The sequence below is a fragment of the Pseudomonas sp. GW821-FHT09D08 genome, assembly GCF_059416305.1.
In genome coordinates, this window is the sequence record NZ_JBWKOX010000022.1 from 73,675 (window position 1) to 99,011 (window position 25,337).

General features: G+C 61.9%; 25 protein-coding genes. 8 read left to right on the forward strand and 17 right to left on the reverse strand.

Translation table 11 applies throughout. From position 1 onward, the window contains the following. Nucleotides 1–163: 163 nt before the first annotated feature. From AC07OP_RS27095 to AC07OP_RS27110, 4 genes are read right to left on the reverse strand one after another with little or no spacing between them, the layout of a single operon-like run. Nucleotides 164–532, reverse strand: coding sequence for a glyoxalase superfamily protein (locus tag AC07OP_RS27095; RefSeq protein ID WP_027607654.1), 369 nt, complete (start codon nt 530–532; stop codon nt 164–166). A 29-nt stretch (nt 533–561) separates the two neighbouring features. Further along, the gene (locus AC07OP_RS27100; protein WP_495102771.1) at nt 562–2,025 is read right to left on the reverse strand and encodes an N-acyl-D-amino-acid deacylase family protein; all 1,464 of its coding nucleotides are present in this window, start codon (nt 2,023–2,025) and stop codon (nt 562–564) included. A 1-nt stretch (nt 2,026) separates the two neighbouring features. Beyond that, nucleotides 2,027–2,887, reverse strand: coding sequence for a MurR/RpiR family transcriptional regulator (locus AC07OP_RS27105; protein WP_495102772.1), 861 nt, complete (start codon nt 2,885–2,887; stop codon nt 2,027–2,029). A gap of 12 nt (nt 2,888–2,899) precedes the next feature. After that, nucleotides 2,900–4,249 carry a GntT/GntP/DsdX family permease gene (locus AC07OP_RS27110; protein ID WP_223841626.1) on the reverse strand — a complete coding sequence of 450 codons (1,350 nt, stop codon included), beginning with the start codon at nt 4,247–4,249 and terminating at the stop codon, nt 2,900–2,902. Nucleotides 4,250–4,496: 247 nt separating this feature from the next. Here AC07OP_RS27110 and AC07OP_RS27115 point away from each other — a divergent pair, with 247 nt between their 5' ends. Further along, entirely contained in the window at nt 4,497–4,877 is a 381-nt protein-coding gene (locus AC07OP_RS27115; RefSeq protein WP_405126434.1) for a lysozyme inhibitor LprI family protein, read from the forward strand. 2 nt (nt 4,878–4,879) lie between these two features. On the opposite strand, the gene AC07OP_RS27120 is transcribed toward AC07OP_RS27115, so the two are convergent. From AC07OP_RS27120 to AC07OP_RS27140, 5 genes are all read right to left on the reverse strand, one after another. Next, nucleotides 4,880–6,325 (reverse strand): SulP family inorganic anion transporter, encoded by a 1,446-nt coding sequence (locus AC07OP_RS27120; RefSeq protein WP_495102773.1) that lies wholly within the window; start codon nt 6,323–6,325, stop codon nt 4,880–4,882. 238 nt (nt 6,326–6,563) lie between these two features. Beyond that, entirely contained in the window at nt 6,564–7,457 is an 894-nt protein-coding gene (locus tag AC07OP_RS27125; protein WP_098480087.1) for an NAD-dependent epimerase/dehydratase family protein, read from the reverse strand. A 103-nt stretch (nt 7,458–7,560) separates the two neighbouring features. Next, on the reverse strand, nt 7,561–8,457 hold the full coding sequence (locus tag AC07OP_RS27130) for a LysR family transcriptional regulator (protein WP_065947220.1): 897 nt from the start codon (nt 8,455–8,457) through the stop codon (nt 7,561–7,563). A gap of 30 nt (nt 8,458–8,487) precedes the next feature. Further along, nucleotides 8,488–9,078, reverse strand: a complete 591-nt coding sequence (gene mdaB, locus AC07OP_RS27135; protein ID WP_027607662.1) for an NADPH:quinone oxidoreductase MdaB — start codon at nt 9,076–9,078, stop codon at nt 8,488–8,490. Between the two features lie 118 nt (nt 9,079–9,196). After that, nucleotides 9,197–9,961, reverse strand: a complete 765-nt coding sequence (locus tag AC07OP_RS27140; protein WP_495102774.1) for a sulfite exporter TauE/SafE family protein — start codon at nt 9,959–9,961, stop codon at nt 9,197–9,199. 107 nt (nt 9,962–10,068) lie between these two features. Here AC07OP_RS27140 and AC07OP_RS27145 point away from each other — a divergent pair, with 107 nt between their 5' ends. Next, complete coding sequence (locus tag AC07OP_RS27145; protein WP_141155997.1) at nt 10,069–10,965, forward strand: LysR substrate-binding domain-containing protein; 897 nt, start codon at nt 10,069–10,071, stop codon at nt 10,963–10,965. Here AC07OP_RS27145 and AC07OP_RS27150 read toward each other — a convergent pair. Together AC07OP_RS27150 and kynU are read right to left on the reverse strand one after the other, a co-directional pair. Further along, nucleotides 10,911–12,317, reverse strand: a complete 1,407-nt coding sequence (locus AC07OP_RS27150) for an amino acid permease (RefSeq protein ID WP_115488632.1) — start codon at nt 12,315–12,317, stop codon at nt 10,911–10,913. The genes AC07OP_RS27145 and AC07OP_RS27150 overlap by 55 nt on opposite strands. Nucleotides 12,318–12,417: 100 nt before the next feature. After that, on the reverse strand, nt 12,418–13,668 hold the full coding sequence (kynU, locus tag AC07OP_RS27155; protein ID WP_495102775.1) for a kynureninase: 1,251 nt from the start codon (nt 13,666–13,668) through the stop codon (nt 12,418–12,420). A gap of 144 nt (nt 13,669–13,812) precedes the next feature. Between kynU and AC07OP_RS27160 the strand changes: the two genes are divergently transcribed. Further along, nucleotides 13,813–14,286, forward strand: a complete 474-nt coding sequence (locus tag AC07OP_RS27160) for an Lrp/AsnC family transcriptional regulator (RefSeq protein WP_003176072.1) — start codon at nt 13,813–13,815, stop codon at nt 14,284–14,286. Between the two features lie 141 nt (nt 14,287–14,427). Here the strand turns inward: AC07OP_RS27160 and catA are convergent, their stop codons facing one another. The 3 genes from catA to AC07OP_RS27175 are packed head-to-tail and all read right to left on the reverse strand — an operon-like array spanning nt 14,428 to nt 16,829. After that, nucleotides 14,428–15,357, reverse strand: a complete 930-nt coding sequence (gene catA / locus AC07OP_RS27165) for a catechol 1,2-dioxygenase (protein ID WP_495102776.1) — start codon at nt 15,355–15,357, stop codon at nt 14,428–14,430. A gap of 41 nt (nt 15,358–15,398) precedes the next feature. Further along, the gene (catC, locus tag AC07OP_RS27170; protein WP_027607668.1) at nt 15,399–15,689 is read right to left on the reverse strand and encodes a muconolactone Delta-isomerase; all 291 of its coding nucleotides are present in this window, start codon (nt 15,687–15,689) and stop codon (nt 15,399–15,401) included. Between the two features lie 12 nt (nt 15,690–15,701). After that, entirely contained in the window at nt 15,702–16,829 is a 1,128-nt protein-coding gene (locus AC07OP_RS27175; protein WP_027607669.1) for a muconate cycloisomerase family protein, read from the reverse strand. A 114-nt stretch (nt 16,830–16,943) separates the two neighbouring features. On the opposite strand from AC07OP_RS27175, the gene AC07OP_RS27180 reads away from it, so the two are divergent. Next, nucleotides 16,944–17,819: a LysR family transcriptional regulator gene (locus AC07OP_RS27180; RefSeq protein WP_414886824.1), complete on the forward strand. Its 876-nt coding sequence runs from the start codon at nt 16,944–16,946 to the stop codon at nt 17,817–17,819. A gap of 45 nt (nt 17,820–17,864) precedes the next feature. On the opposite strand, the gene AC07OP_RS27185 is transcribed toward AC07OP_RS27180, so the two are convergent. Next, complete coding sequence (locus AC07OP_RS27185; protein ID WP_065938987.1) at nt 17,865–18,857, reverse strand: AraC family transcriptional regulator; 993 nt, start codon at nt 18,855–18,857, stop codon at nt 17,865–17,867. Nucleotides 18,858–19,169: 312 nt separating this feature from the next. On the opposite strand from AC07OP_RS27185, the gene antA reads away from it, so the two are divergent. The 4 genes from antA (at nt 19,170) to AC07OP_RS27205 (ending at nt 23,603) form a co-directional block, all read left to right on the forward strand. Further along, nucleotides 19,170–20,561: an anthranilate 1,2-dioxygenase large subunit gene (gene antA / locus AC07OP_RS27190; protein ID WP_495102777.1), complete on the forward strand. Its 1,392-nt coding sequence runs from the start codon at nt 19,170–19,172 to the stop codon at nt 20,559–20,561. Next, nucleotides 20,561–21,052, forward strand: a complete 492-nt coding sequence (gene antB / locus AC07OP_RS27195) for an anthranilate 1,2-dioxygenase small subunit (RefSeq protein ID WP_027607673.1) — start codon at nt 20,561–20,563, stop codon at nt 21,050–21,052. The genes antA and antB overlap by 1 nt, the downstream gene beginning before the upstream one ends. 82 nt (nt 21,053–21,134) lie before the next feature. Next, a complete protein-coding gene (gene antC / locus AC07OP_RS27200) occupies nt 21,135–22,142 on the forward strand; it encodes an anthranilate 1,2-dioxygenase electron transfer component AntC (protein WP_495102778.1) in 1,008 nt (335 codons plus the stop codon). Nucleotides 22,143–22,199: 57 nt separating this feature from the next. Continuing rightward, the gene (locus tag AC07OP_RS27205) at nt 22,200–23,603 is read left to right on the forward strand and encodes an amino acid permease (protein ID WP_495102779.1); all 1,404 of its coding nucleotides are present in this window, start codon (nt 22,200–22,202) and stop codon (nt 23,601–23,603) included. A 106-nt stretch (nt 23,604–23,709) separates the two neighbouring features. Here the strand turns inward: AC07OP_RS27205 and kynA are convergent, their stop codons facing one another. Further along, the gene (gene kynA / locus AC07OP_RS27210) at nt 23,710–24,567 is read right to left on the reverse strand and encodes a tryptophan 2,3-dioxygenase (protein WP_027607676.1); all 858 of its coding nucleotides are present in this window, start codon (nt 24,565–24,567) and stop codon (nt 23,710–23,712) included. Further along, on the reverse strand, nt 24,564–25,214 hold the full coding sequence (kynB, locus tag AC07OP_RS27215) for an arylformamidase (RefSeq protein ID WP_495102780.1): 651 nt from the start codon (nt 25,212–25,214) through the stop codon (nt 24,564–24,566). Before kynB ends, kynA begins: the two co-directional genes overlap by 4 nt. Nucleotides 25,215–25,337: the final 123 nt, after the last annotated feature.

A 25,337-nucleotide genomic window follows, 5' to 3' on the forward strand; every position in this document is an offset into this window, starting at 1 on the left:
CCAATAAAACCAGTTATCGTCAGCCCTTGTAAAAAACCTTAAAGCAGCAGTAGTATTCTCCAACACGTCAGTGCTCCTGTGAGACAGCAACCCCAGCCGCAAACTGGGATTGCAATAAAAAACCGCCTACCAAGGCGGTTTTTTATTGCCTGCGATTTACCTCTCAGCCCTCACCTTCCTCAACAAACACCACCCGATTCCCAAACGGATCCTTGATGCTCATCTCCCGCGATCCCCAAGGCGTTTCCTCAACCCCAGGCTTGGCGTAACGGTAATCCTTGCCCGCCAACTGCTGCTGATACGTGTCCACCCCTTGCGCCTGAATCCGCACCGCCGCGCCCGGCGAAGCATCGCCATGATGTTCGGACAGGTGCAGTACACAATCGCCCAGCGACACCTGCAGATAGAGTGGATAGTTCGCCTCAAAGCGATGCTGCCAATCGACCTTGAACCCCAGAAAGTCGACGTAGAACTCCAAGGCCTTGGCCTCATCGAAAATCCGCAGGATGGGGGTGACTTTTCCTAAGTGCATGACAATCGCTCCGTGTATGAAAGCGCCCACTATAGAGTCGAAAACCCACCACGCAAATCCCCACTGCGCGCCAGGAAGCGCCCCGGTCGCTGACCGTTCGCTTGGCCATCGCTGTAGCTCAATACGCCGTTGACCCACACGCCATCAATGCCTTGCGCTGCCCGCTGTGGCTCATTGAAATCCGCCACATCCCGCACCCGCAACGGGTCGAACAACACCAGGTCGGCCCAATGCCCTTCACGAATTTCACCACGCTCGGATAACCCAAAACGCGCTGCCGACAAGCCGGTCATCTTGTGCACGGCGGTGTGCAACGGGAACAAGCCGACATCCCGGCTGAAATGCCCCAGCACCCGTGGAAACGCCCCCCACAAGCGTGGGTGTGGAAACGGATCTTCGGGCAACCCATCAGACCCCACCATCGACAATGGATGCGCAAGGATGCGTCGCACATCCGCTTCATCCATCCCGTAGTACACCGCTCCCGCAGGCTGTAGACGACGAGCGGCATCCATCAACGAGACGTCCCATTCGCCGGCAATGTCCTGCAAGTCGCGCCCCCCCACTTCCGGGTGCGGCGTCGACCAGGTAATCGTGATGCGAAATGCGTCGGTCACCTGCTTGAGGTCCAGGGTCGAAGAACTGGCCGCGTAGGGATAACAATCACACCCCACCGGGTGGGTTTTCGCCGCCGACTCCAACGCTGCCAACAGCTGCGGACTACGCCCCCAGTTCCCCGCGCCCGCACATTTGAGGTGGGAAATGATCACCGGTACCTGTGCGTGCCGGCCGATCAGAAAAGCCTCGTCCATGGCCTCCAGCACCGGTTCGAATTCGCTGCGCAAATGGGTGGTGTACACCGCACCGAAGGCCGTGAGTACTTCACTCAGTTGTAGCACTTCATCGGTCTCGGCATTGAACGCGCTGGCGTAGGCCAGGCCGGTGGATAAACCGAGGGCGCCGGCCTCGAGACTCTCGTGCAACTGCACACGCATGGCGGCGATTTCATCCGGTGTGGCGGTGCGATGCAGGTCGTCCATGTGGTTACTGCGCAGCGCCGTGTGACCGATCAATGCCGCGACGTTGACCGCTGGATGAGCGCTTTCAACGGCGCTGCGATAGTCGCTGAACCGCGGATAAACAAACGCCGCAGCGCTGCCCAACAAGTTCATCGGGTCCGGCGGATCGCTGCGCAAACTCACTGGTGAGGCGCTGATGCCACAGTTGCCGACAATCACCGTGGTCACGCCCTGGCTGAGCTTGGGCAGCATCTGCGGCTGGCGGATGACCACCGTGTCGTCATGGGTGTGGACATCGATAAAGCCCGGCGCCAGTACACGGCCAGTCGCATCGATTTCATGCGAGGCCACCGCCGTCGACAAGTCGCCAATGGTCTCGATGCGCCCGGCACGCAGCCCCACATCGGCGACAAACCCTTCGGTGTTGCTGCCATCGATGATCAGCGCCTGGCGAATCAGCGTGTCGTACGTCATATCAATCTCCAAGCGGCAGGCGGTCAGGGCCGCCGCGATAATCGTCGAGGGCCAGCTTGATCCGGCGCAGGCGTTCCTGGTTGTCGTAGGGCAGGGCCAGCGCCAGTTCGGTGGCGAGCAGGTCGATGGCCAGCAACATGCCGTAGCGCGCCGCTGTGGGTTTGTAGATAAAACTGGTTTCCGCCGGTTGCAGCGGCAGCAGTACATCCGCCAACCGTGCCAGGGGTGAGTCGGCCAAGGTGATGGCGACAATGCGCGCGTCATAGCTGCGGGCCAGCGCCACCACATCGAGCAATTCAGGGGTGAGGCCCGTGAGCGAGCAGACAATCAGCGCGTGTTCCGGCCCCAGGGTTGCCGCCGTGACGCGCATCATCACCGGGTCGTGGCTGGCGGCAATCGGATAGCCCAGGCGAACCAGGCGCACCTGCAATTCATCGCTGCACAAACTCGACGGCCCGCCCATGCCGAACGCGTGGATCATCCGCGCCTTGCCCAGCAGGTTGACCGCATCGACGAAACTCGCCTGGTTGAAACCCGACAAGTGCTGGCGCAACGTCGCTTCGATATCGCCGAGAATCTGCCGATGAAACGCCGACTGTTCAGGCAACCCCGCCGGGTCCAGGAAGCGGCTGCCGACGCCGCTGGCCTGGGCCAGTTGCAGGCGCAGGTCGCGCAAATCCCGGCAACCGACACTGCGGGCAAACCGCGACAACGTCGCGGTACTGACCTCGGCCCGTTGGGACAGCTCTTCCAGGCTGGCCGAGGCGGCAAAGCCCACATCCTCCAGCATCAGCCTGGCGATACGCCCTTCGCCGGCGCTGAAGGAATCCTGACGGGCGCGGATCTGGTAGAGGATGTCCATGAAGGCTCCGGGTTACAAAATACAGGACAGGCCGTAAGTCAGACCGAAGGCGACCACCGAAATCAAAGTCTCCAGCACGGTCCAGGTCTTGAAGGTCTGGATCACCGTCATATTGAAGTATTCCTTGATCAGCCAGAAGCCGCCGTCGTTGACGTGGGAAAAGATCACCGAACCCGCGCCAGTGGCCAACACCAGCAATTCCGGGTGTGGATAACCCAGGCCCAGGGCGACCGGCGCAACCACGCCGGATGCGGTGGTCATGGCTACCGTGGCCGAACCTGTGGCGATGCGCATCAGGGCCGCAAACAGCCACCCCATCACCAGCGGCGACAACTGAAACGCGTGGGCCAGGCCGAGGATCTCATGAGTGACGCCTGCATCCACGAGGATCCGGTTCAGGCCACCGCCCGCGCCCACCAGCAAAGTGATGCTCGCGGTCGGTGCCAGGCATTCATTGGTGAACCTGAGGATCGACTCGCGGTTGAAGCCCTGCGCCAGGCCCAGGGTCCAGAAACTCACCAGGGTCGCCACCAGCAGCGCAATCACCGAGTTGCCGATAAACAGCAGGAACTGGTTGAAGCCGCTGCCTGGGGTGGAGATCACGTTGGCCCAACCGCCGATCATCATCAGCACCACCGGCAACAGGATGGTGCCCATGGTCAGTGTAAAGCTCGGCAAACGCTCACGGGGTTCGCGCTCGATGAACTGGCGTTCCAGCGGGTTTTCCGCCGGCAGGTGAATACGCGGCACGATGAATTTGGCGTACACCGGGCCGGCGATGATCGCCGTGGGTATACCGATGAGGATCGCATAGAGCACGGTCTGCCCCACCGACGCGTTATACGCCAGCACGGCCATCATCGCCGCCGGGTGCGGCGGCACCAGCGCATGCACCACCGACAGGCCGGCAACCATCGGCAGGCCGACCATCAGGATCGACACCCCCACGCGCCGCGCCACGGTAAAGGCGATTGGCACCAGCAGCACAAAGCCCACTTCGAAAAACAGCGGCAGCCCCACCAGGAAGGCGATGCACACCATGGCCCAATGGGCATTACGTTCGCCGAAACGGTTGATCAGGGTGCGCGCCACCTGCTCGGCGCCACCGGACTCGGCCATCATCTTGCCGAGCATCGTGCCCAGTGCCACGACCAGGGCGATATGCCCCAATGTTTTGCCGACGCCCGCCTCGTAGGAGCCCATGATGGTGTCCGCCGGCATCCCGGCCATCAGCGCCAGGCCGATGGACACCAGGGTGATGACGATAAACGGGTTGAGCCGGTAACGTGCGATCAGCACGATCAAAGCAATGATGGCGATGGCAGCGTATGCCAACAGCCCGAAGCCCGGTGATGCGGCCATGCGGTACTCCTCGGAAAGGGTCACGTCGAATTGGTTGTGAAACTCATAAATCATTACCGAGGAGCATTTTCAAATTTCATGAAAGTAACTTTCGCCCACAGATAAGCGCTGTCGCGTTGGGACATGCCCAAGGGCCGTGCATGAAAATCCGGGGGGTGTTCTTACATGAAGATCGGAGAAGGCTGGAAACTCAACGCATACCCTTGAGTCATAGAATGCACATCCACCGATGCCAGGAAAATCGAGCATGATTCGTACGACACTCGCCGCCGGCGCCCTGCTTCTCGCCGTGTGCGGCACTGCCGCCGCCGCCGACAACCCGGCGCTGAAAAAATGCATGGACGGCGCCAATACCACCGCTGACATGGTTGGTTGCAACGTCAAGGAAACCAAGGTGCAAGACACGCGCCTGAACAAAGCCTACAAAACCGCCCTCGCCGCACAGGAAGGCAACCGCAGGCAGCAACTGCAGGACCTGCAGCGCCTGTGGATCAAGTACCGTGACGCCAATTGTGCCTTCGCCGGCTCGGCTACCGGCGGCACCATCGACCAGGTCAACGGCACCGGCTGCGTGCTGGACATGACCCAGACCCGCGCCCAGGAACTGGAAGACCTGGTCGGGCCATAAAATCAGTCGTGATGCACCCTCGCACGCTTGAGCAGCTTCTTGCAGCGTTCGGACAAATGCAGCACGCGCAAATGCTTGCCGGCCTTGCTGTAGCGCTCGCGCAGGGTCATCAGCGCGGCAATCGCCGAGTAGTCGACAAAGCTCAGGTGACGGCAATCCAGCGTCACCTGGGCCGGGTCGTTGGCCGGGTCGAACTGGTTCAGGAACGGCGTCGTCGAGGCAAAGAACAGCGTGCCGTGCAGGCGATAGAGCTTGCTGCCATCCGCTTCCAGATGCTCATCGGCGTACAGCTCACGGGCCTGTTGCCAGGCAAAGTTCAGTGCTGCGATCACGATGCCGCACAGCACGGCGGTGGCCAGGTCGGTGAACACCGTGATCACCGTTACCGCGATAATCACCAGCACATCATTGAGCGGCACCTTGTTGATCACCCGCAGGGACGCCCAGGCGAAGGTCTGCTGGGACACCACGAACATCACCCCCACCAGCGCCGCCAGCGGGATCCGCTCGATCAGCGGTGACAGAAACAAAATAAACAGCAGGATCATCACCCCGGCGAACACCCCGGAGAATCGTCCGCGCCCGCCGGAGCTGAGGTTGATCACGGTTTGCCCGATCATCGCGCAACCGCCCATCCCGCCGAACAGGCCCGAGAGCATATTCGCCGCGCCCAGGGCCACGCTTTCGCGGTCGGGGTAGCCACGAGTCTCGGTGATTTCGTCGGTGAGGTTCAGGGTCAGCAGGGTTTCCAGCAGGCCGACCATGGCCATCAGGAACGCATAGGGGGCGATGATGCCGAGGGTTTCCAGGGTCCAGGGGATCTGCGGCAGCGCGAAGCTCGGCAGGCCGCCGGCGATGTGGGCCATGTCGCCGAGGGTACGGGTCGGCAAGCCCAGCAGGTACACGGCCAGGCCCACGCCAAGGATCGCCACCAGGGCCGGCGGCACCGCACGGGTGATGCGCGGCAGCAGGTAGACGATGGCCATGGTCACCAGCACCAGGCCGGTCATCACGTACAACGGCATGCCGCTGAGCCAGCTTTCACCGTTCTTGAAATGTTCCAACTGGGCCAGGGCAATGATGATCGCCAGGCCGTTGACGAACCCCAGCATCACCGGGTGCGGCACCATGCGCACCAGCTTGCCCAGGCGCAACAGGCCGAACGCGACCATGATCAGCCCGCCCAGCAGCACCGTGGCCAGCAGGTAGTCCACGCCGTGCTGCACCACCAGCGCGACGATCACCACCGCCATCGAGCCTGCCGCCCCGGACACCATGCCGGGCCGGCCGCCGAACAAGGCGGTGAGGGTGCAAATGATAAAGGCGCCGTACAGCCCCATCAGCGGGTTGAGGTGAGCCACCAGGGCAAAGGCGATGCACTCGGGCAGCAGCGCGAAAGACGTGGTGAGGCCGGCCAGGGCATCGGCGCGCAGACGGGTGAGGTTCATGAGGCACCAGGGCATTGCGGGGGATAAGGCGGGGAATGGTACGGAATTGAGCGCGGTGGGGCCAGATTTTTAAGGCAAGCACACACCTTGTAGTGAGCGGGCTTGCCCCGCGTTGGGCTGCGAAGCAGCCCCAAAACCATTCACCGTATTTCTGTCTGAATGTATGCGATTACTGACAGGGGGCCGCTTCGCAGCCCGACGCGGGCAGGCCCGCTCGCCACAACTAAACGCGGAAAACTTAGACCATCTCCTGACGAATCCACTCCACCACCGACGTACGCTTCGGCGCCCAGCCCAGCAACTCCCGGGCATGCCTGCCACGCACGCGGCTGTTGGAGCCCAGGCCATAGTTGGCCATTTCATAGCCCCACTCGGCCTCAGCCTCGGCCAATGGCCAATCCTGCGGCCGGCCCAGGTTCAGGGCTTGGGCAATCGCCGTGGTCATGTCGATAAACGAGGCCTCGCCGCTTTCCACAAAGTAGAAGGTGCCCGGCACGTTGCGGGTCAGTGCCAGCAGGTACAGCGCCACCACGTCTTCAATGTGCACATTGGACCAGATGTTCTGCCCGGTGCCGACATGGCGCACCACGCCGCTCTTGCGTGCCTGCTTGAGCAAGCGCGGCAGTTGCACGCTGTCGCGCTTCACACCGAGGCTGTGGCCGTAGATCAGGGTGTTGCAGATCACCGCCGAATTCACCCCGTCTTTGGCCGCTGCCAGGATCAAGTTGTCGATGGCCACGCGGGCAGCCTTGTCGACGGTCGGTTCCGGCAGGCTGTCTTCGAAATAGATGACATCGCTGGACTTGCCGCCCGACGCATCCCCCACGATGCTCGAACCGCTGGTGTGCAGGAATGGCTTGTCCGAACCTTTCAGTGCGGCCAGCAGGGTTTCCACTGCGGCACGATGATCGCTGCTCGCGGCATTGATCACTGCATCGGCTTTGTGCGCTTGCTCGGTCAACACAGCAGCATCGTCGAGGGTGCCGATCACCGGGTTGATGCCCAGGGCAGTCATTTCAGCCGCTTGCCCGGCGCTGCGTACCAGGCCGGTAACCGTGTGACCAGCCTTGACCAGGCCGGTGGCGATGGAACCGCCGATAAAACCGGCTGCGCCGGTAATGAATACGTTCATGGAGAGTGCTCCTGACGGGGTAAGTGATGGGTCCATTGTTACGGACTCATCCCTGACGAATAAGCCCGCACCACCCAATTCACTCTTGCGCGACAGTCACGAATCAGCACGCATACCGCGCCAGCTTGGCCTGGATAAAGTCCAGGAAGCACTGGATGCGCAACGCCAATTGCGAGTTGCGGTAGAACACCGCGTGGATCGGTTGGCGATACCCGCTGTTGAACGCCTCCAGCACCGGCACCAGGCGTCCGGCATTGATGTCTTCGACGGTCATGAAGTTCGACAGGCAACAAATGCCCTGCCCTTCCAACGCCAACTGGCGCAGGGTTTCACCACTGGACGCGGCCACGCTGGGCTCGATCAGCCAGCGGTCACCCTCCACATGACGCAGCGGCCAGTGGTTGAGGGTTTCGGTCTGGGTAAAGCCCAGCAGGGTGTGGTCAGCCAACTCGGCGACCGTCGTCGGCGTGCCGTACTGCTTGAGGTAGTCGGGGCTGGCGAGGATATGCAGCGGCGTACAGCCCAGGGATCGCGCATGCAAGGTGGAGTCGGCCAGGGCACCGATGCGAATCGCAATATCGGTACTCTGCTCCAGCAGGTCGATGATCAGGTCATCGCTGTTCAACTCCAGCTGGATCTGCGGGTACAAACGGCGGAATTCGGCGATATAGGGCACGATCCCATGCAGCATGAACGGCACGGCGGCATTGATGCGCAGGCGCCCGGCGGGGTTCTTCTGACGTGACGACAGGCGCTCCTCCAGCTCGTCCATCTGCGCCAGGATCAGCTTGGCCTGCTCGAAGAAGTACTTGCCCTCCTCGGTCAGGTCCATGCGCCGCGTGGTGCGGTTGATCAGCGTGGTCTCAAGCTTGGCTTCCAGGCGCGACAGGGTGCGGCTGACCGCCGACGGCGTCTGCCCGACCTGCTCCGCGGCGGCGGAAATCGAGCCGCACTCAATCACGCTGACGAAGATCTGTAGCTCATCGGATCGGGCTTTCACGGGCGGTCCTCGTTATCGGTGTACCGCAGCTTACACCGAGAGGTTGAACACCCGCGCCAGATGCTGTTCGTAGCGCGCCACATCCACCTCGATGGCCGGGCGTTTCATCACGTCCACGCACAGGAAGGTCGGCAGGCCGGTCATGCCGAGGAACTCGTTGGCTTTGTGGAACGGGAAGTACACCGCATCCACGCCCTTGGCTTCGAAGAAGTCGGTCGGGTCGTCGAAGGCTTGCTGCGGTGCATTCCAGGTCAGTGACAGCATGTAGTGCTTGCCCTGGACCAGGCCGCCGCTGCCGTATTTCTGCGAGGCGTCGGAACGGGTGCGACCATCGCTGGCATACAGGCTTCCGTGGCCTTCGGTGAAGACTTCGTCGATGTACTTCTTGACGATCCAGGGCGCGCCCATCCACCAGCCGGGCATCTGGTAGATGATCACATCGGCCCAGAGGAATTTGGCGACCTCTTCGGCCACGTCGTAGCCTTCGTCGATATGGGTGACCTTGACGTCGATACCGCCTCGGTCCAACACCGCCAAGGCGGTGTCATGCAGGGTGGCGTTATAGCGGCCGTCGGAGTGGGCGAACTTTTTACCGCCGTTGAGCAGGAGTACTTTTTTCATGGGAGGCATCCAGAAGGTTGAAAATGTCTGGACGCAGACTATCCACCTCGACCCTTCGGAATAAGCCGCCACCGGGCAAAATACCTTTGACCACAAGGAACGAATGGATCGCTAATTGTTAACCGCCGATCAGCAAATGCCCGCCCAGCAGCGCCATGCCGATAAAAAATACCCGCTTGAACAGCACCGCACTGATGCGCTGGCGTACCACCTGGCCCAGCCACATGCCCAGCAGCGCCGGCACCAAGGCCAGCAACGAGGCGTTGATTGCGCCAGCGCCCAAGGTGCCGCGCCAGGCTAGACCGGCGGCCAGGGCCAGGGTCGATACCGTGAACGACAACCCCAACGCCTGCACCAGTTGATCGCGGTTCAATCCCAGCGCCTGCAGGTACGGCACGGCAGGAATCACAAACACACCGGTGGCCGAGGTGATGAGGCCAGTGATCAGCCCGCACACCGGTCCCAGCCAACGCTCGGTCCGGGCCTTGACCTTGAACGTGGGCAGGAACAGTCCGCTCAGTGCATACACCAGCAACGCGGCGCCCAGTGCGCGCACCACCCATTGCCCGCCGTCCATCCCCAGCCACACCGTGCCCAGCCCGGTGCCGAGGAAAATCAGCAGCAACATCGGCCATAGCCGCCGGAGCAACGCACTCAGGTGCCCGCCGAATGCCAATTGCCACAGGTTGGTGACGGTCGAAGGGATGATCAGTAATGCCGCTGCCTGCGCCGGTAGCATAGCCAGGCCGAGCATGCCCATGGCGACAGTGGGCAGGCCCAGGCCGATAACCCCCTTGACCGTACCGGCCAGCAGGAAGGTGCCGATCACCAGCAAGGTAAGGGCGGGACCGAGGTTCTGGTAAAACGCGAGGAAGATATTCATGGGCAGAGTGTGCGACTTTTCGATGCGCTCTAAAATTCGCCATATACTGAGGCAGCCTCTTGTTTTGCGTGAGCCTGAGGCCAATCCAGTTACCCGAGCCATCAGCCATGCACTTTGACCTGATCGACCTGCGCCTCTACCTGCACACCCTCGACACCGGCAACATCACCGCCGGCGCGGCCCGCAGCCATTTATCCCTGGCCGCCGCCAGTGCCCGCATCCGGGCGATGGAGGCGTCGTTGGGCATCGAGTTTCTCCAGCGTGGACGTCGCGGCGTCACCCCCACACCGGCAGGCAAGGCCCTGGCCCGTCACGCCCGCCTGTTGTTGCAACAGGCCGAGCACCTGCAACAGGACCTGGCGGAATACGCCAACGGCGTCAAAGGCCAGGTGCGCCTGCTGTGCAACACCACTGCGCTCAGCGAATACCTGCCGGAACTGCTCGCGGACTTTCTGCGCGAACACCCCAACCTCGATATCGACCTGCAGGAATTGCCCAGCCTGCGCATCACCCAGGCCTTGCGCCAGGGCACGGCGGAGTTGGGGATCATCTCCGACGCGGTGGACACCCACGGCTTGCAGACCTTGCCCTTTCGCGACGACCCGCTGGCGCTGATCATGCCGCACGACCATCCCCTGGCGGGCGGCACGGTGAGCTTTGTCGACAGCCTGCAATACGACTACGTGGGTTTGGCCGCCGCCAGCGCACTCGCGGTGTACCTGGAAGAACAGGCGCTGCACGCGGGCTTTCGTGTGCAGACGCGCATCCGCGCCGACGGTTTTGACGGGCTGATTCGCATGGTGGCCCGCGGCGCCGGCCTGGGCATCGTGCCCCAGGCGGCGCTGGCGCGCTGGCCAGCGCCGCGCCGCTTCCTCGCCCAACCGTTGCAGGAAGAGTGGGCTTGCCGAACGCTGCTGTTATGCGCGCGTTCGTTCGAACAATTGCCGGGTTACGCCAGGGCCTTGTTCGATGCCTTGGCCCTGCCCTTGCGGAAAACCCCGTAATACACCGCCGACAGGATCAGCAGGAACGGCACGCCAAACACCAGGGTCATCTTGAACGCTTCGGTGAAGTACGTGGTGATCATCACCGCGCCCATCAGCACCAGGCCCAATAACGTGCTGTAGGGAAACAGGCGCAACTGGAACGACAGCTTCGCGCCGCCATGACGCTTGCGATAGCGCCGGAAGAACAGGTGCGTGAGGAAGATCATGAACCAGGTGAAGATCGCGCCAAACATCGAGATCGCCATCATCAGGGTGAACGAGCTTTCCGGGTACACCAGGTTCAACAGCGTCGCCAGGGCGATGCCCGAGCTGGACAACAGCAAGGCATTCAGCGGAATGCCGCTCTTGCTCAAGGCCCCCATGGACCTGGGCGCAAAGCCGGCGCGGGACAGGCTGAACATCATGCGCGTGGTGATGTAGAGCTGGCTGTTCATCGCCGACAAGGCCGCAATCAGGATCACGAAATTCATCACCCCGGTAGCGCCGGGAATGCCGATGGTCTGCATCACCGTGACGAACGGGCTCTGGGCCTGGCCGGCCTGGTTCCACGGCACGATGGCGAGCATCAGCGCCAGGGTCAGCAGGTAAAACACCACCAGCCGCACGATGGTCGCGCGAAAGGCTTTCTTCACGGCCTGCTCCGGGTCCGCCGCTTCACCGGCGGCCACGGCGATCATCTCGACGCTCAAGTAGCTGAAGATCGACACGATCACGGCGATCCACATGCCGCTCACGCCATGGGGGAAAAACCCGTCGTGGGCCGTGTAGTTCTGCACCCCGTATTGCGGGTTGCCGGAGCCGAATACCACGTACACCGCGAGGAGGATGAAGCCGACGATGGCGCTGATCTTGATCGTCGAAAACCAGTATTCGAAGTTGCCGAAAGTCTTGACGCTGATGGCGTTGAGCAGGATCAGCACGCTGGAAAACGACACGATCCACACCCATTCCGGCACGTGGGCGAACCAGTATTTCATGTACATCGCCACCGCCGTGACCTCGGCCCCCACCGCCAGCACAATCGCCGCCCAGTAGGCGTAACGCACCAGGAACCCGGCCAGCGGGCTGATGTAGAACTCGGCATAGGCGCCGAAAGAGCCCGAGGTGGAATGGGCCACCGTCATCTCGGCCAGGCAGCCCATCAGCAGCAAGGTGATCAACGCGCCGATCGCGTAGCTCACCAGCACGCTGGGCCCGGCGTAACCGATGGCATAGGCGCTGCCCATGAACAGCCCGGTGCCGATGGCGCCACCGATGGCGATCATGCTCATCTGGCCGGAAGTGAGCTGGCGCCTCAGGCCCAGTTCGCGGTGGGTGATCTCGGCAAAGCCGTTGTCTGGCGTGGTCACGTGGTGTGCCCCTTTATTATTGTGGTTGTACTGTCTAACCGTTGTCGCAGATCCCCTGTGGGAGGGGCTTGCCTCCTCCCACAGGGGATCTGCGTTATCTTCAGGTGACGCTGTGGCGCACTTTGAATTGCGGCTGGTCCCAGGTGGTGTTATCGAGAATCTCACCGAGGATTTCCACCGCATCCCACACCTCGGTAAAACTCGTGTACAGCGGCGTAAACCCAAAACGCATGATGCGCGGCTCGCGGTAATCACCGATCACGCCACGTGCGATCAGGGCCTGGATCACCGCATATCCCTCCGGGTGTTCGAAGCTCACATGGCTGCCACGCCGGGCGTGTTCACGGGGAGTGATCAGCACAAGGTTGTGGGCGGCGCAGCGGCTTTCGACCAACTCGATAAACAGGTCGGTCAGCGCCAGGGATTTGCTGCGCAGGCGGGCCATGTCGGTCTGTTCGAAAATCTCCAGGCCGCATTCCACCATCGCCAGCGATGTGATCGGCTGGGTGCCGCACAGGTAGCGGGCGATGCCGGCGCTCGGCGCATAGCTGGATTCCATGGCGAACTGCCGGGTATGCCCGAACCAGCCCGACAGCGGCTGGTGCACCAGGTCCACCAACGCCGGGTTGACCCACACGAATGCCTGGGAACCGGGGCCGCCGTTGAGGTATTTGTAAGTGCAGCCAATCGCATAGTCAGCACCGGCCCCGTGCAGGTCGATGGGCACCGCGCCGGCCGAATGCGCCAGGTCCCAGATGCTCAGCGCGCCGCATTCATGGCTCAAGGCCGTGAGCGCCTGCATGTCGTACATGTAGCCGGTCTTGTAGTTGACGTGGGTGAGCATCACCACCGCCACGTCCGCATCGATGGCCTCGGGCAATTCATCCGGGCTGTTGACCAGGCGCAGGGAGTAGCCCTGATGCAGCAACTCGGCGAGGCCCTGGGCGATGTACAAATCGGTGGGGAAGTTGTTCGCTTCGCTGACGATCACCTTGCGCGCCGGCTCACGTTGGCGCTGCACGCTCAAGGCGGCGCTGAGCACCTTGAACAGGTTGATCGAGGTGGTATCGGTGATCACCACCTCACCGTCCCGCGCACCGATCAGCGGCGCCAGGCGGTTGCCCAGGCGCTGGGACAAGTCGGCCCAGCCGGCGCTGTTCCAACTGCGGATCAAGCCATTGCCCCACTCTTGCGCGATGACCGCCTGCGCCCGCTCCAGCGCCGCCACCGGACGCGCACCGAGGGAGTTGCCGTCCAGGTAGATAACGTCCTGCGGCAAGGCGAACTGCTGACGTAGCGACGCCAGCGGGTCCTGGGTGTCGAGGGCTTGGCAATGGCTGCGAGGGGTCATGGGTTGTCCTGGTTTTTGTCAGTGAGGATGCAGCAAATAATGAACGAAGATTTAGAGAATTTTCGTGCAAAGTGGTGGGTAACAGGCTAATTAAGCTGTAGGAAATTCGAAGTTAACCCCTAAATACGCGGATTTATTCTAACCATGATCCTTGACGCCACCGACCTGCGCCTCCTGCATTTCCTGCAACAGGATGGCCGTATCAGCAACCAGGAACTGGCGGAAAAAGTCGCGTTGTCGCCCTCTGCCTGCCTGCGTCGTCTACGCCTGCTGGAGAGCGAAGGGATTATCAGCGGCTACCGTGCGGTGTTGAATGCCGAGCAGTTGGGGATTGAACTGGAGGCCATCGTCCACCTGTCATTGCGCCAGGATGTGGAGGATTGGCATGAGACGTTTATCAAGAAGGTGCAAGGCTGGCCGGAAGTGGCCAGCGCCTACGTGATCACCGGCGCCAGCAACTATGTGCTGCGGGTGCAGGCACGCAACCTCAAGCACTTTTCGGACTTTATCGTGAACCACCTGAACCGCACGGCGGGGGTGATGGATATCCGCTCGGAGATTGTGCTGCAGAAGATCAAGGATCGGGATGAGGTGCTTGATCTGGTCGTTCGCAAATAGTCAGCCACAATACCGATCAAATGTGGGAGGGGCGGTGCGACGATTCGCCTTGCCCTCGATAGCGGTGTGTCAGTCACTTAAATGTTTACTGATCCGCCGCTATCGGGGGCAAGCCCCCTCCCACATTTTTGACCGTGTTGATCAATCCTCCAACGCGCGAACCCGCTGCATGCGTTTTTGCTCTACCGGCGCTGCGGCGGTTTGCAACTCAAAGTCAAAATCAATCTGTGCAAACCGCCCCTCCACGCCAAACTCCCGTGCCAGTTGCTGATCGTCACTGAAGCGAATCTCGGCAATCAACTCATCCCGCGTCGCGTAGGCAAAATCATCATGCAGGTAGGGGTCATCCGACAGGTTGATCTGGGTGGTCAGGTGCCGATATCCCGGCGCCGAGATAAAGAAGTGGATATGCGCCGGGCGCTGCCCGTGGCGCCCCAGTTGATCGAGCAACTGCTGGGTCGGCCCGGTCGGCGGGCAGCCGTAGCCCGACGGCACGATGCTGCGAAAGCGGTAGTTGCCCTGGGCGTCGGTCTCGATGCGGCGGCGCAGGTTGAATTCGGATTGCGTCGGGTCGAACCACGAATACGTACCGCCGGTATTGGCCTGCCACACATCGACAATCGCCCCGGCCAACGGCTTGCCGTCGGTGTCGCGCACCTGCCCGCGCATAAACAGCGGCACCGCGTCGTCCTTGCCATCGTCCAGCCGCGCCTCGTACTTCGACAGCGGCGCGCCGGCCACATACAGCGGGCCTTCGATGGTGCGCGGGGTACCACCGGACTTGCCGGCTTCCTCGTCGGCGGCGTCCATCAGCATATCCAGGTAATGCTCCAGGCCGAGCCCGGCGGCGAGCAGTCCGGCCTCCTGGTGCTTGCCCAGTTCGTTGAGGTAGTTGACCGCCTTCCAGAACTCTTCCGGGGTCACGTCCAGGTCTTCGATGATGTTTACCGTATCGCGCAGGATGCGGTAGATCAGCGCTTTGGCGCGCGGGTTGCCGCCGTCAGTGAGGTTGCCGCTGGCTTCTTCGAGAAAGCGTTGGGCGTGGGCAGTCTGGGACAGTCGGATGGACATGGTGCATTCCTCATCTTGTAGTTATCAGGGTGAAAACCGGCCTAGCGGTCGTCTTCATGGATCGACGAAGGGTGCCGGCACAAGGCATTCACTTCGATGGCCATGTAGGGGTAAAGCGGCAGTTGCATCAGCAGGTCATGCAGCTCTTGCACGCTGTCGACGTCGAACACGCTGTAGTTGGCGTAGAGCCCGGCGATGCGCCATAAGTGGCGCCATTTGCCCTGGTGCTGCAGACGCTGGGCAAAGGCCTTTTCGTCGGCCTTGAGGCTGGCGGCGCGCTCGGGGTGCATGTCGACGGGCAGGTTCACGGTCATTTTTACGTGGAACAACATGGGCGGCGCCTCTTAGTGTTCGTCACGACGGAAGAACGCCAGGCGCTCCTCATCGATGGCCAGGCCCAGGCCCGGCAAGTGGGAGACATGCAGCTGGAAATCGCGGTACAGCGGCGGCTCGGCAAGAATGTCTTCGGTCAGCAACAGCGGGCCGAACAACTCGGTACCCCACGCCAGTCTGTTCAGCGTGAGGAAGGCATGCGCCGACGCCAGGGTGCCGATCCCCCCTTCCAGCATGGTGCCGCCGTACAGGCCGATACCGGCGGCTTCGGCAATCGCGGCGGTGCGCAATACCGCACGGGGGCCGCCGTTCTTGGCGATCTTCAGGGCGAACACCGAGGCCGCGCCTTCACGGGCCAGGTTGAAGGCCTCTTCGACACACTCGATGGATTCGTCGGCCATGATCGGCGCCGGGCTCGACAGGTTGAGCCGGGCCATGCCGCCACGGTTGTTACGCGAGATCGGCTGTTCGATCAGGTCGATGCCGTGGTCGCCGAGCACCTTGCACGCCCGCAGGGCCACGGCTTCGTCCCAGGCCTGGTTGACGTCGACGCGCACGCTGGCACGTTCGCCCAGGGCCTGTTTGATCGCGATGACATGGGCCAGGTCCTCGCCCACTTCACCGGCACCGATCTTCAATTTGAAGATGCGGTGGCGGCGCAGGTCGAGCATCTTTTCGGCCTCGGCAATGTCCTGGGCGGTATTGCCGCTGGCGAGGGTCCAGGCCACCGGCAGTGCATCGCGCACACGCCCACCGAGCAGTTCGCTGACCGGCAGGTTCAGGCGCTTGCCGAGGGCGTCGAGCAAGGCGCTTTCGATACCGGATTTGGCAAAGGTGTTGCCGCGAATGCTGCGCTCCAGGCGCAACATGGCCGCGTTGATATTGCTGGCGTCCTGGCCAATCAGCAGTGGGGCGAAGTGACGGTCGATGTTGACCTTGATGCTCTCGGGGCTCTCGTTGCCGTAGCTCAGGCCGCCGATGGTGGTGGATTCACCGATGCCTTCGATGCCGTCGGCGCAGCGCACGCGGATGATCACCAGGGTCTGGTTTTGCAGGGTGTGCATCGCCAGCTTGTGCGGGCGAAGGGTGGGAAGGTCGACGATAATGGTCTCGATCGACTCGATGGCGCAAATCGGCATGGCAATACCCGCTGGGTTCTTTATAGATTTACGTCGATTCTGTGCCGCATTTTTCCTGGCTTCCAATATAGAATTAGTCTCGATCAATACCCTTGAGGTATGAAAGGAGCCGTTATGGAACTGCGTCATCTGCGCTACTTCCAGGTGCTGGGGCAGACCCTCAACTTCACCCGTGCGGCCGAACGCCTGCACATCGCCCAGCCACCGTTGAGCCGGCAGATCCAGCAATTGGAAGAGGAATTGGGCGTAGTCCTGCTGGAGCGTGGCCGACCGCTGCGGCTGACCGAAGCCGGGCGGTTTTTCTATGAGCACGCCAATGTGTTGCTCGAACAATTGGCCACGGTCTGCGACAACACGCGCCGCATCGGCCAGGGCGAGAAGACCTGGCTGGGCATCGGCTTTGCGCCGTCGACCTTGTATGGCGTGCTGCCGGAGTTGATCCGGCGGTTGCGCACCCATGAGGCGTTGGAGCTGGAACTGGGGTTGTCGGAGATGACCACCTTGCAGCAGGTCGAAGCGCTCAAGGCCGGACGTATCGACGTGGGCTTCGGGCGCATTCGCATCGACGACCCGGCCATCGTCCAGCGTGTGCTGGTGGAGGATCGGTTGGTGGCCGTGCTGCCCGCCGGCCACCCATTGCTCGATGCACCCGCGACCCTCGCCCAACTGGCCGCCGAGCCGTTTGTGCTCTACCCCGGCAACCCGCGCCCCAGCTATGCCGACCATGTGATCGCACTGTTCGACGCCCACGGCCTGAGCCTCAAGGTGGCGCAGTGGACCAACGAACTGCAGACCGCCATCGGCCTGGTCGGTGCGGGCATGGGCGTGACACTGGTGCCGGCGTCGGTGCAGGTGCTGCATCGCGCGGATATCGGCTACACGCCGGTTGTGGAAGCGACGGCGACCTCGCCGATCATTCTCAGCCGACGGGTGAATGATCAGTCGCCGGGGCTCAGTCATTGCCTGCAGTTGGTTGAAGAACTGATCTGAAATCGCCCAGGCACCGCCCCTCCCACAGGTTGATCTTCATCAGCTTCAAGTACTGCGCATACGCATGCGTTGCAGCGTCTGGCTGGGGGATTCATCGAACAGTTTCCGATACTCCGCCGAGAACCGCCCCAGGTGGGTAAAGCCCCAGCCGAAGGCGATCTCGGAGATGGTGCGGATCGATCCATGCTCGAGGATTTCCTGGCGCACCGCACTCAACCGGTGCTTCTTCAGGTAGGCCATGGGTGACAGGGCAAAGTACTTGCGAAACGCATCGAACAGCTTGAACCGCGACACCCCGGCAGCGGTTTCCAGGTCTTCCAGGTGCAGCGCCTCGCGGGCGTTGTCGTGAATGTACTGGCGCGCACGGATCAGGTAATGGGGCAGTTTCACCCCCAATACGTCGCGCAGTTCTTCCGAGTAGTTGTTCGGCTGGGCGAGGATCAGGCCCTTGATCAATGAGCTTTCCAGGTCACGGGTGAACGCCGCCTGTTCATACAATTCGCTACGGCACTCCAGCTCCGCGATGAAGTAGCGCGCCATGCGCCACCACGACGCCGACGCCCCCTCCACCGCATCCATCACCGGTTCAAATTGCAGCGGCGCCTCGATCGGCCGTTGCAGCAAGCCCTCCAGCGACTCGCTCATCGCCGCCCGCGTGATCACCACCTGCAACTTGCGACAGTCACCGGATATGGCCAGCACCTGGTGCTCATTGGGCGCGATGATCACGCCCTGGTCGCGGTTGGAACTCAGGCGTTGGCCGTTCTTGCTCAGCTCCTGCTCCCCCACCAACGGCAGCGTGAGGCTGTAGCTGCTGAAGTGCTCGGCGTCTTCGATATCGATGGTCACGTCGGTGCCGTACTCGATCACCCCCAGGGTGGTGGCCCGGGACTTGAACACGTTGGCACTGTGATGAAAACGCAGGCGCTCGGGCGTGGCCGTCACCAGGCGGTGCGGTCCGCAAATGCCGGACATCCAGCTGCGGGCGCCTTCGAGGTCGAAGCGTTGGACATGGATATCGCGTGTAGGACTATTCATCAGTGTGCACCCACGGCGGTCAGGCGGTTGCGCGCTCTGGCGGCGCGTCGTTGTGGTTCCACAGCAAGTTCTACGCCACGCCGACCCGATTGCAACCGGGTGGATAGCAACGGCCAACTATGTGGATAAACCACAGGTTTTGCCGCCCCTGGCCGCACCGGACAGTGGCGCGTTGCGTCACCGCCCCGCACCGCCGTGGGTATTTGCTGCCCAACTTTGCGGCCCACCTTCCCCCATTAAGCGGATAGCCCGCCACCTTGTCGCAGCCTCTTAATGGCTCACCTGTTCAGCCATTATCAAAAGGTGCCTCCCATGAGTGGTGCAAGAAGCGTCGAGCAATGGAAAAGCTTTATCGAGAGCTGCCTGGATTTTCGCCCGGCAGACGCCGTGTTCCGCATCGCCCGCGACATGTTCACCGAGCCGGAACTGTTCAATCTTGAGATGGAGTTGATCTTCGAGAAGAACTGGATCTACGCCTGCCATGAAAGCGAACTGGCCAATAACCACGACTTCGTGACGATGCGCGCCGGGCGCCAGCCGATGATCATTACCCGTGATGGCGAGGGCCGGCTCAATGCGCTGGTCAACGCCTGCCAGCATCGCGGCACCACCCTCACCCGGGTCGGCAAAGGCAACCAGTCCACCTTCACCTGTCCGTTCCACGCCTGGTGCTACAAGAGCGATGGCCGGCTGGTGAAGGTCAAGGCGCCGGGGGAATATCCGGAAAGTTTCGACAAGGCAACACGCGGCCTGAAAAAGGCCCGCATCGAGAGCTACAAGGGTTTTGTCTTCATCAGCCTGGACGTGAATGGCCGTGACAGCCTGGACGACTTCCTCGGCGATGCCAAAGTGTTCTTCGACATGATGGTCGCGCAGTCGGCCACCGGTGAGTTGGAGGTACTGCCGGGCAAGTCGGCCTACACCTACGACGGCAACTGGAAACTGCAAAACGAAAATGGCCTGGACGGGTATCACGTCAGCACCGTGCACTACAACTACGTGGCCACGGTGCAGCATCGCCAGCAGGTGAATACCGAGAACGGCAGCGGGTCCGCCAGCACCCTGGACTACAGCAAGCTCGGCGCCGGCGACGCCAACACCGATGACGGCTGGTTCGCTTTCAACAATGGCCACAGCGTGCTGTTCAGCGACATGCCCAACCCCAGCGTGCGCTCCGGCTACGCCACCATCATGCCCCGCCTGGTGCAAGAGCACGGCCAACAGAAGGCCGAGTGGATGATGCACCGCCTGCGCAACCTGAATATCTACCCGAGCCTGTTCTTCCTCGACCAGATCAGCTCGCAGCTGCGCATCATCCGCCCGGTGGCGTGGAACAAGACCGAGATCATCAGCCAGTGCCTGGGGGTGAAAGGCGAATCCGACGCCGACCGCGAAAACCGTATTCGCCAGTTCGAAGACTTCTTCAACGTCTCGGGCATGGGCACACCGGACGACCTGGTGGAGTTCCGCGAAGCCCAACGTGGTTTCCAGGGCCGCCTGGAACGCTGGAGCGATATTTCACGCGGCAGCCATCGCTGGGAAACCGGGCCGACGCCGAACAGCGAAGCCATCGGCATTCAACCGGCCATGACCGGCACCGAGTTCACCCATGAAGGCCTGTACGTCAACCAGCACCGCAACTGGCAGCAGTTCCTGCTCAAGGGTCTGGACCAACAAGCGCTGACACTGCGGGAGGTGAAGTGATGAATGCGCCATTGCAGTACCGGATCGAGCAGTTTTTCTACCGCAAGTCCGAGCTGTGCGACGCCCAGGACTGGGACGCCTATGTGCAGTTGTTCGACCCGCACAGCGAATTCCACCTGCCGCAATGGGACTCGGAGCACGTCTACACCCGCGACCCCAAGCGCGAGATGTCGCTGATCTACTACGCCAATCGTTCGGGCCTGGAAGACCGCGTGTTTCGCCTGCGCACCGGCAAGGCAGCATCCGCTACACCGATGCCGCGCACCTTGCACCTGATCAACAACGTACGCATTGCCGAGCAGGCGGACGGCACGCTGGAGGTCCGGTTGAACTGGCACACGCTGTTCTATCGGCTGGCCACATCGGAGCAGTTCTACGGGCATGCCACCTATCGCCTCAAGCCCCATGGCGACAGTTGGCTGATCACTCGCAAGCATGCGCTGCTGCTTAACGACACCATCAATTCGGTGCTGGATTTCTATCACCTTTGAAGCACATCACACCTTGTGGCGAGGGAGCTTGCTCCCTCGCCACAGGTGATGTGCCAGCCCTACACGCGTGGAGTTTCCGTGAATGAATCACAAAGTGGCCTTCAGTTTTGCCGACGGCAAGACCCTGTTTTTCCCGGTGGGCGCAAATGAAATCCTGTTGGATGCGGCGCTGCGCAATGGCATCAAGATCCCCCTGGATTGCCGCGAAGGTGTGTGCGGCACCTGCCAGGGGCGGTGCGAGTCGGGTGACTACACCCAGGACTATGTGGACGAGGAAGCCCTGTCCAGCCTCGACCTGCAACAGCGCAAGATGCTCAGTTGCCAGACCCGGGTGAAGTCCGACGCGGCGTTCTACTTCGACTTCGATTCGAGCCTGTGCAATGCGCCGGGGCCGGTGCAGGTGCGTGGCACGGTAAGCGAGGTGCAGCAGGTGTCGGCCAGTACGGCGATCTTGACGGTGCGGTTGGACACGGAGCTGGATTTCCTGCCGGGCCAATACGCGCGCATCTCGGTGCCCGGCACCGACTGTTGGCGTTCCTACTCGTTCGCCAACCTGCCGGGCAACCGGCTGCAATTCCTGATCCGCCTGCTGCCGGATGGGGTGATGAGCAATTACCTGCGGGAACGTTGCCACGTCGGCGATGGGTTGCTGATGGAGGCGCCGCTGGGTGCGTTCTACCTGCGCCATGTCAGCAAACCGCTGGTGCTGGTGGCCGGCGGCACCGGACTGTCGGCGTTACTGGGCATGCTCGATGAACTGGCCGCCACGGGCTGTGATCAGCCGGTGCACCTGTACTACGGCGTGCGCGGGGCCGAGGACTTATGTGAAGCGCAGCGTATCCATCAATACGCCTCGACAATCCGCGGTTTTCGCTACACCGAAGTGCTGAGCGCACCGGCGCCTGAATGGCCCGGCAAGCGCGGCTACCTCACCGAGCATTTCGACCTGGCCGAATTGCGCGACGGATTGGCGGATATGTACGTGTGCGGCCCTCCGCCAATGGTCGAATCCATCCAACAATGGCTGGCGGATCAGGCACTTGATGGCGTTCAGCTGTATTACGAAAAGTTTACGCAGAGTAATATCTGACTCCTCAGCACTTCTGAGGGGTTCTACCCCGAGAAAAACAAGTAGAAGGGAATGTTAATGGCGGATGACATGGTTAACCCGGTAGGCCTCAAGCGTGGCCTGAAGAACCGGCATATTCAGTTGATCGCCTTGGGCGGGGCGATAGGCACGGGGCTGTTCCTCGGTTCGGCCGGGGTACTCAAGTCGGCAGGGCCGTCGATGATCCTGGGCTACGCGATCGCCGGTTTCATCGCGTTCCTGATCATGCGCCAGCTCGGCGAGATGATCGTAGAAGAACCGGTGGCCGGCTCGTTCAGCCACTTCGCGCACAAATACTGGGGCGGTTACGCGGGCTTCCTGGCCGGCTGGAACTACTGGGTGCTCTACGTGCTGGTGGGCATGGCCGAGCTGACTGCGGTGGGCAAGTACATCCAGTTCTGGTGGCCGGAGATCCCGACCTGGGTCAGCGCCCTGGTGTTCTTTGTCGCGGTGAACCTGATCAACACCCTGAACGTGAAGTTCTTCGGTGAAGCGGAGTTCTGGTTTGCGATCATCAAGGTGGTGGCGATTGTCGGCATGATCGTGCTCGGCTGCTACCTGCTGTTCAGCGGCACCGGCGGCCCGCAGGCGTCGGTCAGCAACCTGTGGAGCCACGGCGGGTTCTTCCCGAATGGCGGCATGGGGCTGTTGATGTCCATGGCCTTCATCATGTTCTCGTTCGGCGGCCTGGAGCTGGTGGGTATCACCGCGGCCGAGGCCAGTGAGCCCCGCAAGGTGATCCCCAAGGCGATCAACCAGGTGGTGTACCGGATCCTGATTTTCTACGTCGGCGCATTGACCGTGCTGCTGTCGTTGTACCCATGGGATCAACTGCTGCAAACCCTCGGCGCGTCGGGCGATGCCTACAGTGGCAGCCCGTTTGTGCAGATCTTCTCGCTGATCGGCAACGACACCGCCGCCCACATCCTCAACTTCGTGGTGCTGACCGCGGCGCTGTCGGTGTACAACAGCGGCGTGTACTGCAACAGCCGCATGCTGTTCGGCCTGGCCGAGCAAGGCGATGCGCCGAAAGCGCTGATGAAACTCAACAAGCAAGGCGTGCCGCTGCGGGCCCTGGCGATCTCGGCGCTGGTGACGATGCTGTGCGTGGTGGTCAACTACGTGGCGCCGCAAAGTGCCCTGGAGCTGCTGTTCGCGCTGGTGGTTGCCTCGCTGATGATCAACTGGGCGCTGATCAGCATCACCCACATCAAGTTCCGCAAAGCCATGGGCGAGCAAGGCGTAACGCCGTCGTTCAAGACCTTCTGGTTCCCGTTCAGCAACTACCTGTGCCTGGCGTTCATGCTGATGATCATCAGCGTGATGCTGGCGATCCCGGGGATTCGCGAGTCGGTGTATGCGATGCCGGTTTGGGTGGGGGTTATCTATGTGGCCTACCGGTTGCGAATGAGCAAGACGAAAGCGGTCGCCGCTGCGCAGTAATATCCATGTGGGAGGGGGCTTGCCCCCGATAGCAGTGTGTCAGTCACTTATGTGTCCACTGACCCTCCGCCATCGGGGGCAAGCCCCCTCCCACATTTGATTGCGTTTACAGCGTGGAGCGCACTCGCCACAGCTCGGGGAACAGCACCGTATCGAGCATCTTGCGCAGGTAACCCACGCCCTCGGTGCCGCCGGTGCCGGGCTGGAAGCCGATAATCCGCTCCACCGTGGTCACATGCCGGAAGCGCCATTGGCGGAAAGAATCTTCCAGGTCGATAAACTTCTCGGCCAACTGATACAAGTCCCAATACCGGCTCGGATCGCGATACACCTCGCGCCACGCCGCCTCCACCGACTCATCGTGCACTGTCGCCGCCGTCGGGTCGCGCTCGGCACGCTTGGGGTCAATCGCCAGCCCCGCCTTGACCATCAGGTTGATCGCCTCGTCATACAGCGACGGCGTGGCAATCGCCACCTGCAACGCCTGCAACAACTCAGGCCGATGGGCATGGGGGCGCAACAGCGCCGGGCTCTTGTTGCCGAGGATAAATTCGATCTCGCGGTACTGGAACGACTGGAACCCGGAGGACTGCCCCAGGAACGGGCGAATCGCCTTGTATTCCGACGGCGTCATGGTCGCCAGCACGGCCCAGGCGTGCACCAGTTGATCGAAGATCCGCGACACCCGCGCCAGCATCTTGAACGCCGGCGGCAACTCGCCCAGGCGCACGTGTTCGCGGGCGGCCTTGAGTTCATGGAGCATCAGCTTCATCCACAGCTCGGAGGTCTGGTGCTGGATGATGAAGAGCATTTCGTTATGGTCCGGCGACAGCGGGTGCTGGGCACTGAGCACTTTGCCCAGGTCCAGGTAGTCGCCGTAGCTCATGGACTCGGAAAAATTCAGTTCGGCGTTATGCCATTCTTCCGGTGGCTGGTAGTCGGCAGAGAAAGGACATTGGCTCATCGCGTGGGCTCCTTGAGCTGGCGGAGAATGGCTCGGACCGGGCTGGCGTCCAGGTTGGCGAAACGCAGCGGCAGGGCAATCAGTTCGTAGTCGCCCTCCGGTACGTCGTCGAGCACGATGCCTTCAAGGATCGCCATGCCATGCCGCGCCACGGCGTTGTGGGCATCCATGGTCTTGGACTGTTGCGGGTCCAGGGAGGGCGTGTCGATCCCGATCAGGCGCACACCCAGGCTGGCCAGCAGTTCAATGGTCTGCGGGGCGATGGCGGTGAAGTTCGCATCCCATTCGGTCAGCGGTGCTTGTGGATAAGTACGCAACAGCACGCGCTCCGGCAGGTTATCCACACGCCCGTCCAACTGATGGGGCTGGACCAGCGCGCCGCTGTCCAGGCAATGCAGCACCCGGCACGGGCCCATGTACACCTCCAGCGACACCTCGCCAATCGGCGCTCCGTCGGCGCTGTAATGCAGCGGCGCATCCACATGGGCGCCGGTGTGCGGCGACAAGGTGACGCGCCCGACATTCACCGGGCACTCCGGGCCGAACTGCCACACACGCTCTTCCTGGAACGGCGTATCGCCCGGCCAGGTCGGGGTTGCCGTGCTCAAGGGCGGGCTGATATCCCACCACGTTTTTATTGAGGTCATTTGAAGGCTCTCGGCGGTTACTGGGGTGAATGATACGAGGGCCAGATGTGAATTTTCTTGCGAATTCGTGCGCCGCGAGTGACTTCTTTCGCACTTACTGCGAGGAAACGACGGATTCACGCT

Coding starts and splice junctions, on each gene's coding strand:
- antA (WP_495102777.1), top strand. CDS start 19,170: ATGAGTGGTGCAAGAAGCGTCGAGCAATGGAAAAGCTTTATCGAGAGC.
- AC07OP_RS27105 (WP_495102772.1), bottom strand. CDS start 2,887: ATGGACATCCTCTACCAGATCCGCGCCCGTCAGGATTCCTTCAGCGCC.
- catC (WP_027607668.1), bottom strand. CDS start 15,689: ATGTTGTTCCACGTAAAAATGACCGTGAACCTGCCCGTCGACATGCAC.
- AC07OP_RS27120 (WP_495102773.1), bottom strand. CDS start 6,325: ATGAACCTCACCCGTCTGCGCGCCGATGCCCTGGCCGGCCTCACCACG.
- catA (WP_495102776.1), bottom strand. CDS start 15,357: ATGTCCATCCGACTGTCCCAGACTGCCCACGCCCAACGCTTTCTCGAA.
- AC07OP_RS27110 (WP_223841626.1), bottom strand. CDS start 4,249: ATGGCCGCATCACCGGGCTTCGGGCTGTTGGCATACGCTGCCATCGCC.
- kynA (WP_027607676.1), bottom strand. CDS start 24,567: ATGAGCCAATGTCCTTTCTCTGCCGACTACCAGCCACCGGAAGAATGG.
- kynU (WP_495102775.1), bottom strand. CDS start 13,668: ATGACCCCTCGCAGCCATTGCCAAGCCCTCGACACCCAGGACCCGCTG.
- antC (WP_495102778.1), top strand. CDS start 21,135: ATGAATCACAAAGTGGCCTTCAGTTTTGCCGACGGCAAGACCCTGTTT.
- antB (WP_027607673.1), top strand. CDS start 20,561: ATGAATGCGCCATTGCAGTACCGGATCGAGCAGTTTTTCTACCGCAAG.
- AC07OP_RS27205 (WP_495102779.1), top strand. CDS start 22,200: ATGGCGGATGACATGGTTAACCCGGTAGGCCTCAAGCGTGGCCTGAAG.
- AC07OP_RS27100 (WP_495102771.1), bottom strand. CDS start 2,025: ATGACGTACGACACGCTGATTCGCCAGGCGCTGATCATCGATGGCAGC.
- AC07OP_RS27125 (WP_098480087.1), bottom strand. CDS start 7,457: ATGAACGTATTCATTACCGGCGCAGCCGGTTTTATCGGCGGTTCCATC.
- AC07OP_RS27180 (WP_414886824.1), top strand. CDS start 16,944: ATGGAACTGCGTCATCTGCGCTACTTCCAGGTGCTGGGGCAGACCCTC.
- AC07OP_RS27140 (WP_495102774.1), bottom strand. CDS start 9,961: ATGAATATCTTCCTCGCGTTTTACCAGAACCTCGGTCCCGCCCTTACC.
- AC07OP_RS27145 (WP_141155997.1), top strand. CDS start 10,069: ATGCACTTTGACCTGATCGACCTGCGCCTCTACCTGCACACCCTCGAC.
- AC07OP_RS27115 (WP_405126434.1), top strand. CDS start 4,497: ATGATTCGTACGACACTCGCCGCCGGCGCCCTGCTTCTCGCCGTGTGC.
- kynB (WP_495102780.1), bottom strand. CDS start 25,214: ATGACCTCAATAAAAACGTGGTGGGATATCAGCCCGCCCTTGAGCACG.
- AC07OP_RS27185 (WP_065938987.1), bottom strand. CDS start 18,857: ATGAATAGTCCTACACGCGATATCCATGTCCAACGCTTCGACCTCGAA.
- AC07OP_RS27095 (WP_027607654.1), bottom strand. CDS start 532: ATGCACTTAGGAAAAGTCACCCCCATCCTGCGGATTTTCGATGAGGCC.
- AC07OP_RS27175 (WP_027607669.1), bottom strand. CDS start 16,829: ATGCCGATTTGCGCCATCGAGTCGATCGAGACCATTATCGTCGACCTT.
- mdaB (WP_027607662.1), bottom strand. CDS start 9,078: ATGAAAAAAGTACTCCTGCTCAACGGCGGTAAAAAGTTCGCCCACTCC.
- AC07OP_RS27160 (WP_003176072.1), top strand. CDS start 13,813: ATGATCCTTGACGCCACCGACCTGCGCCTCCTGCATTTCCTGCAACAG.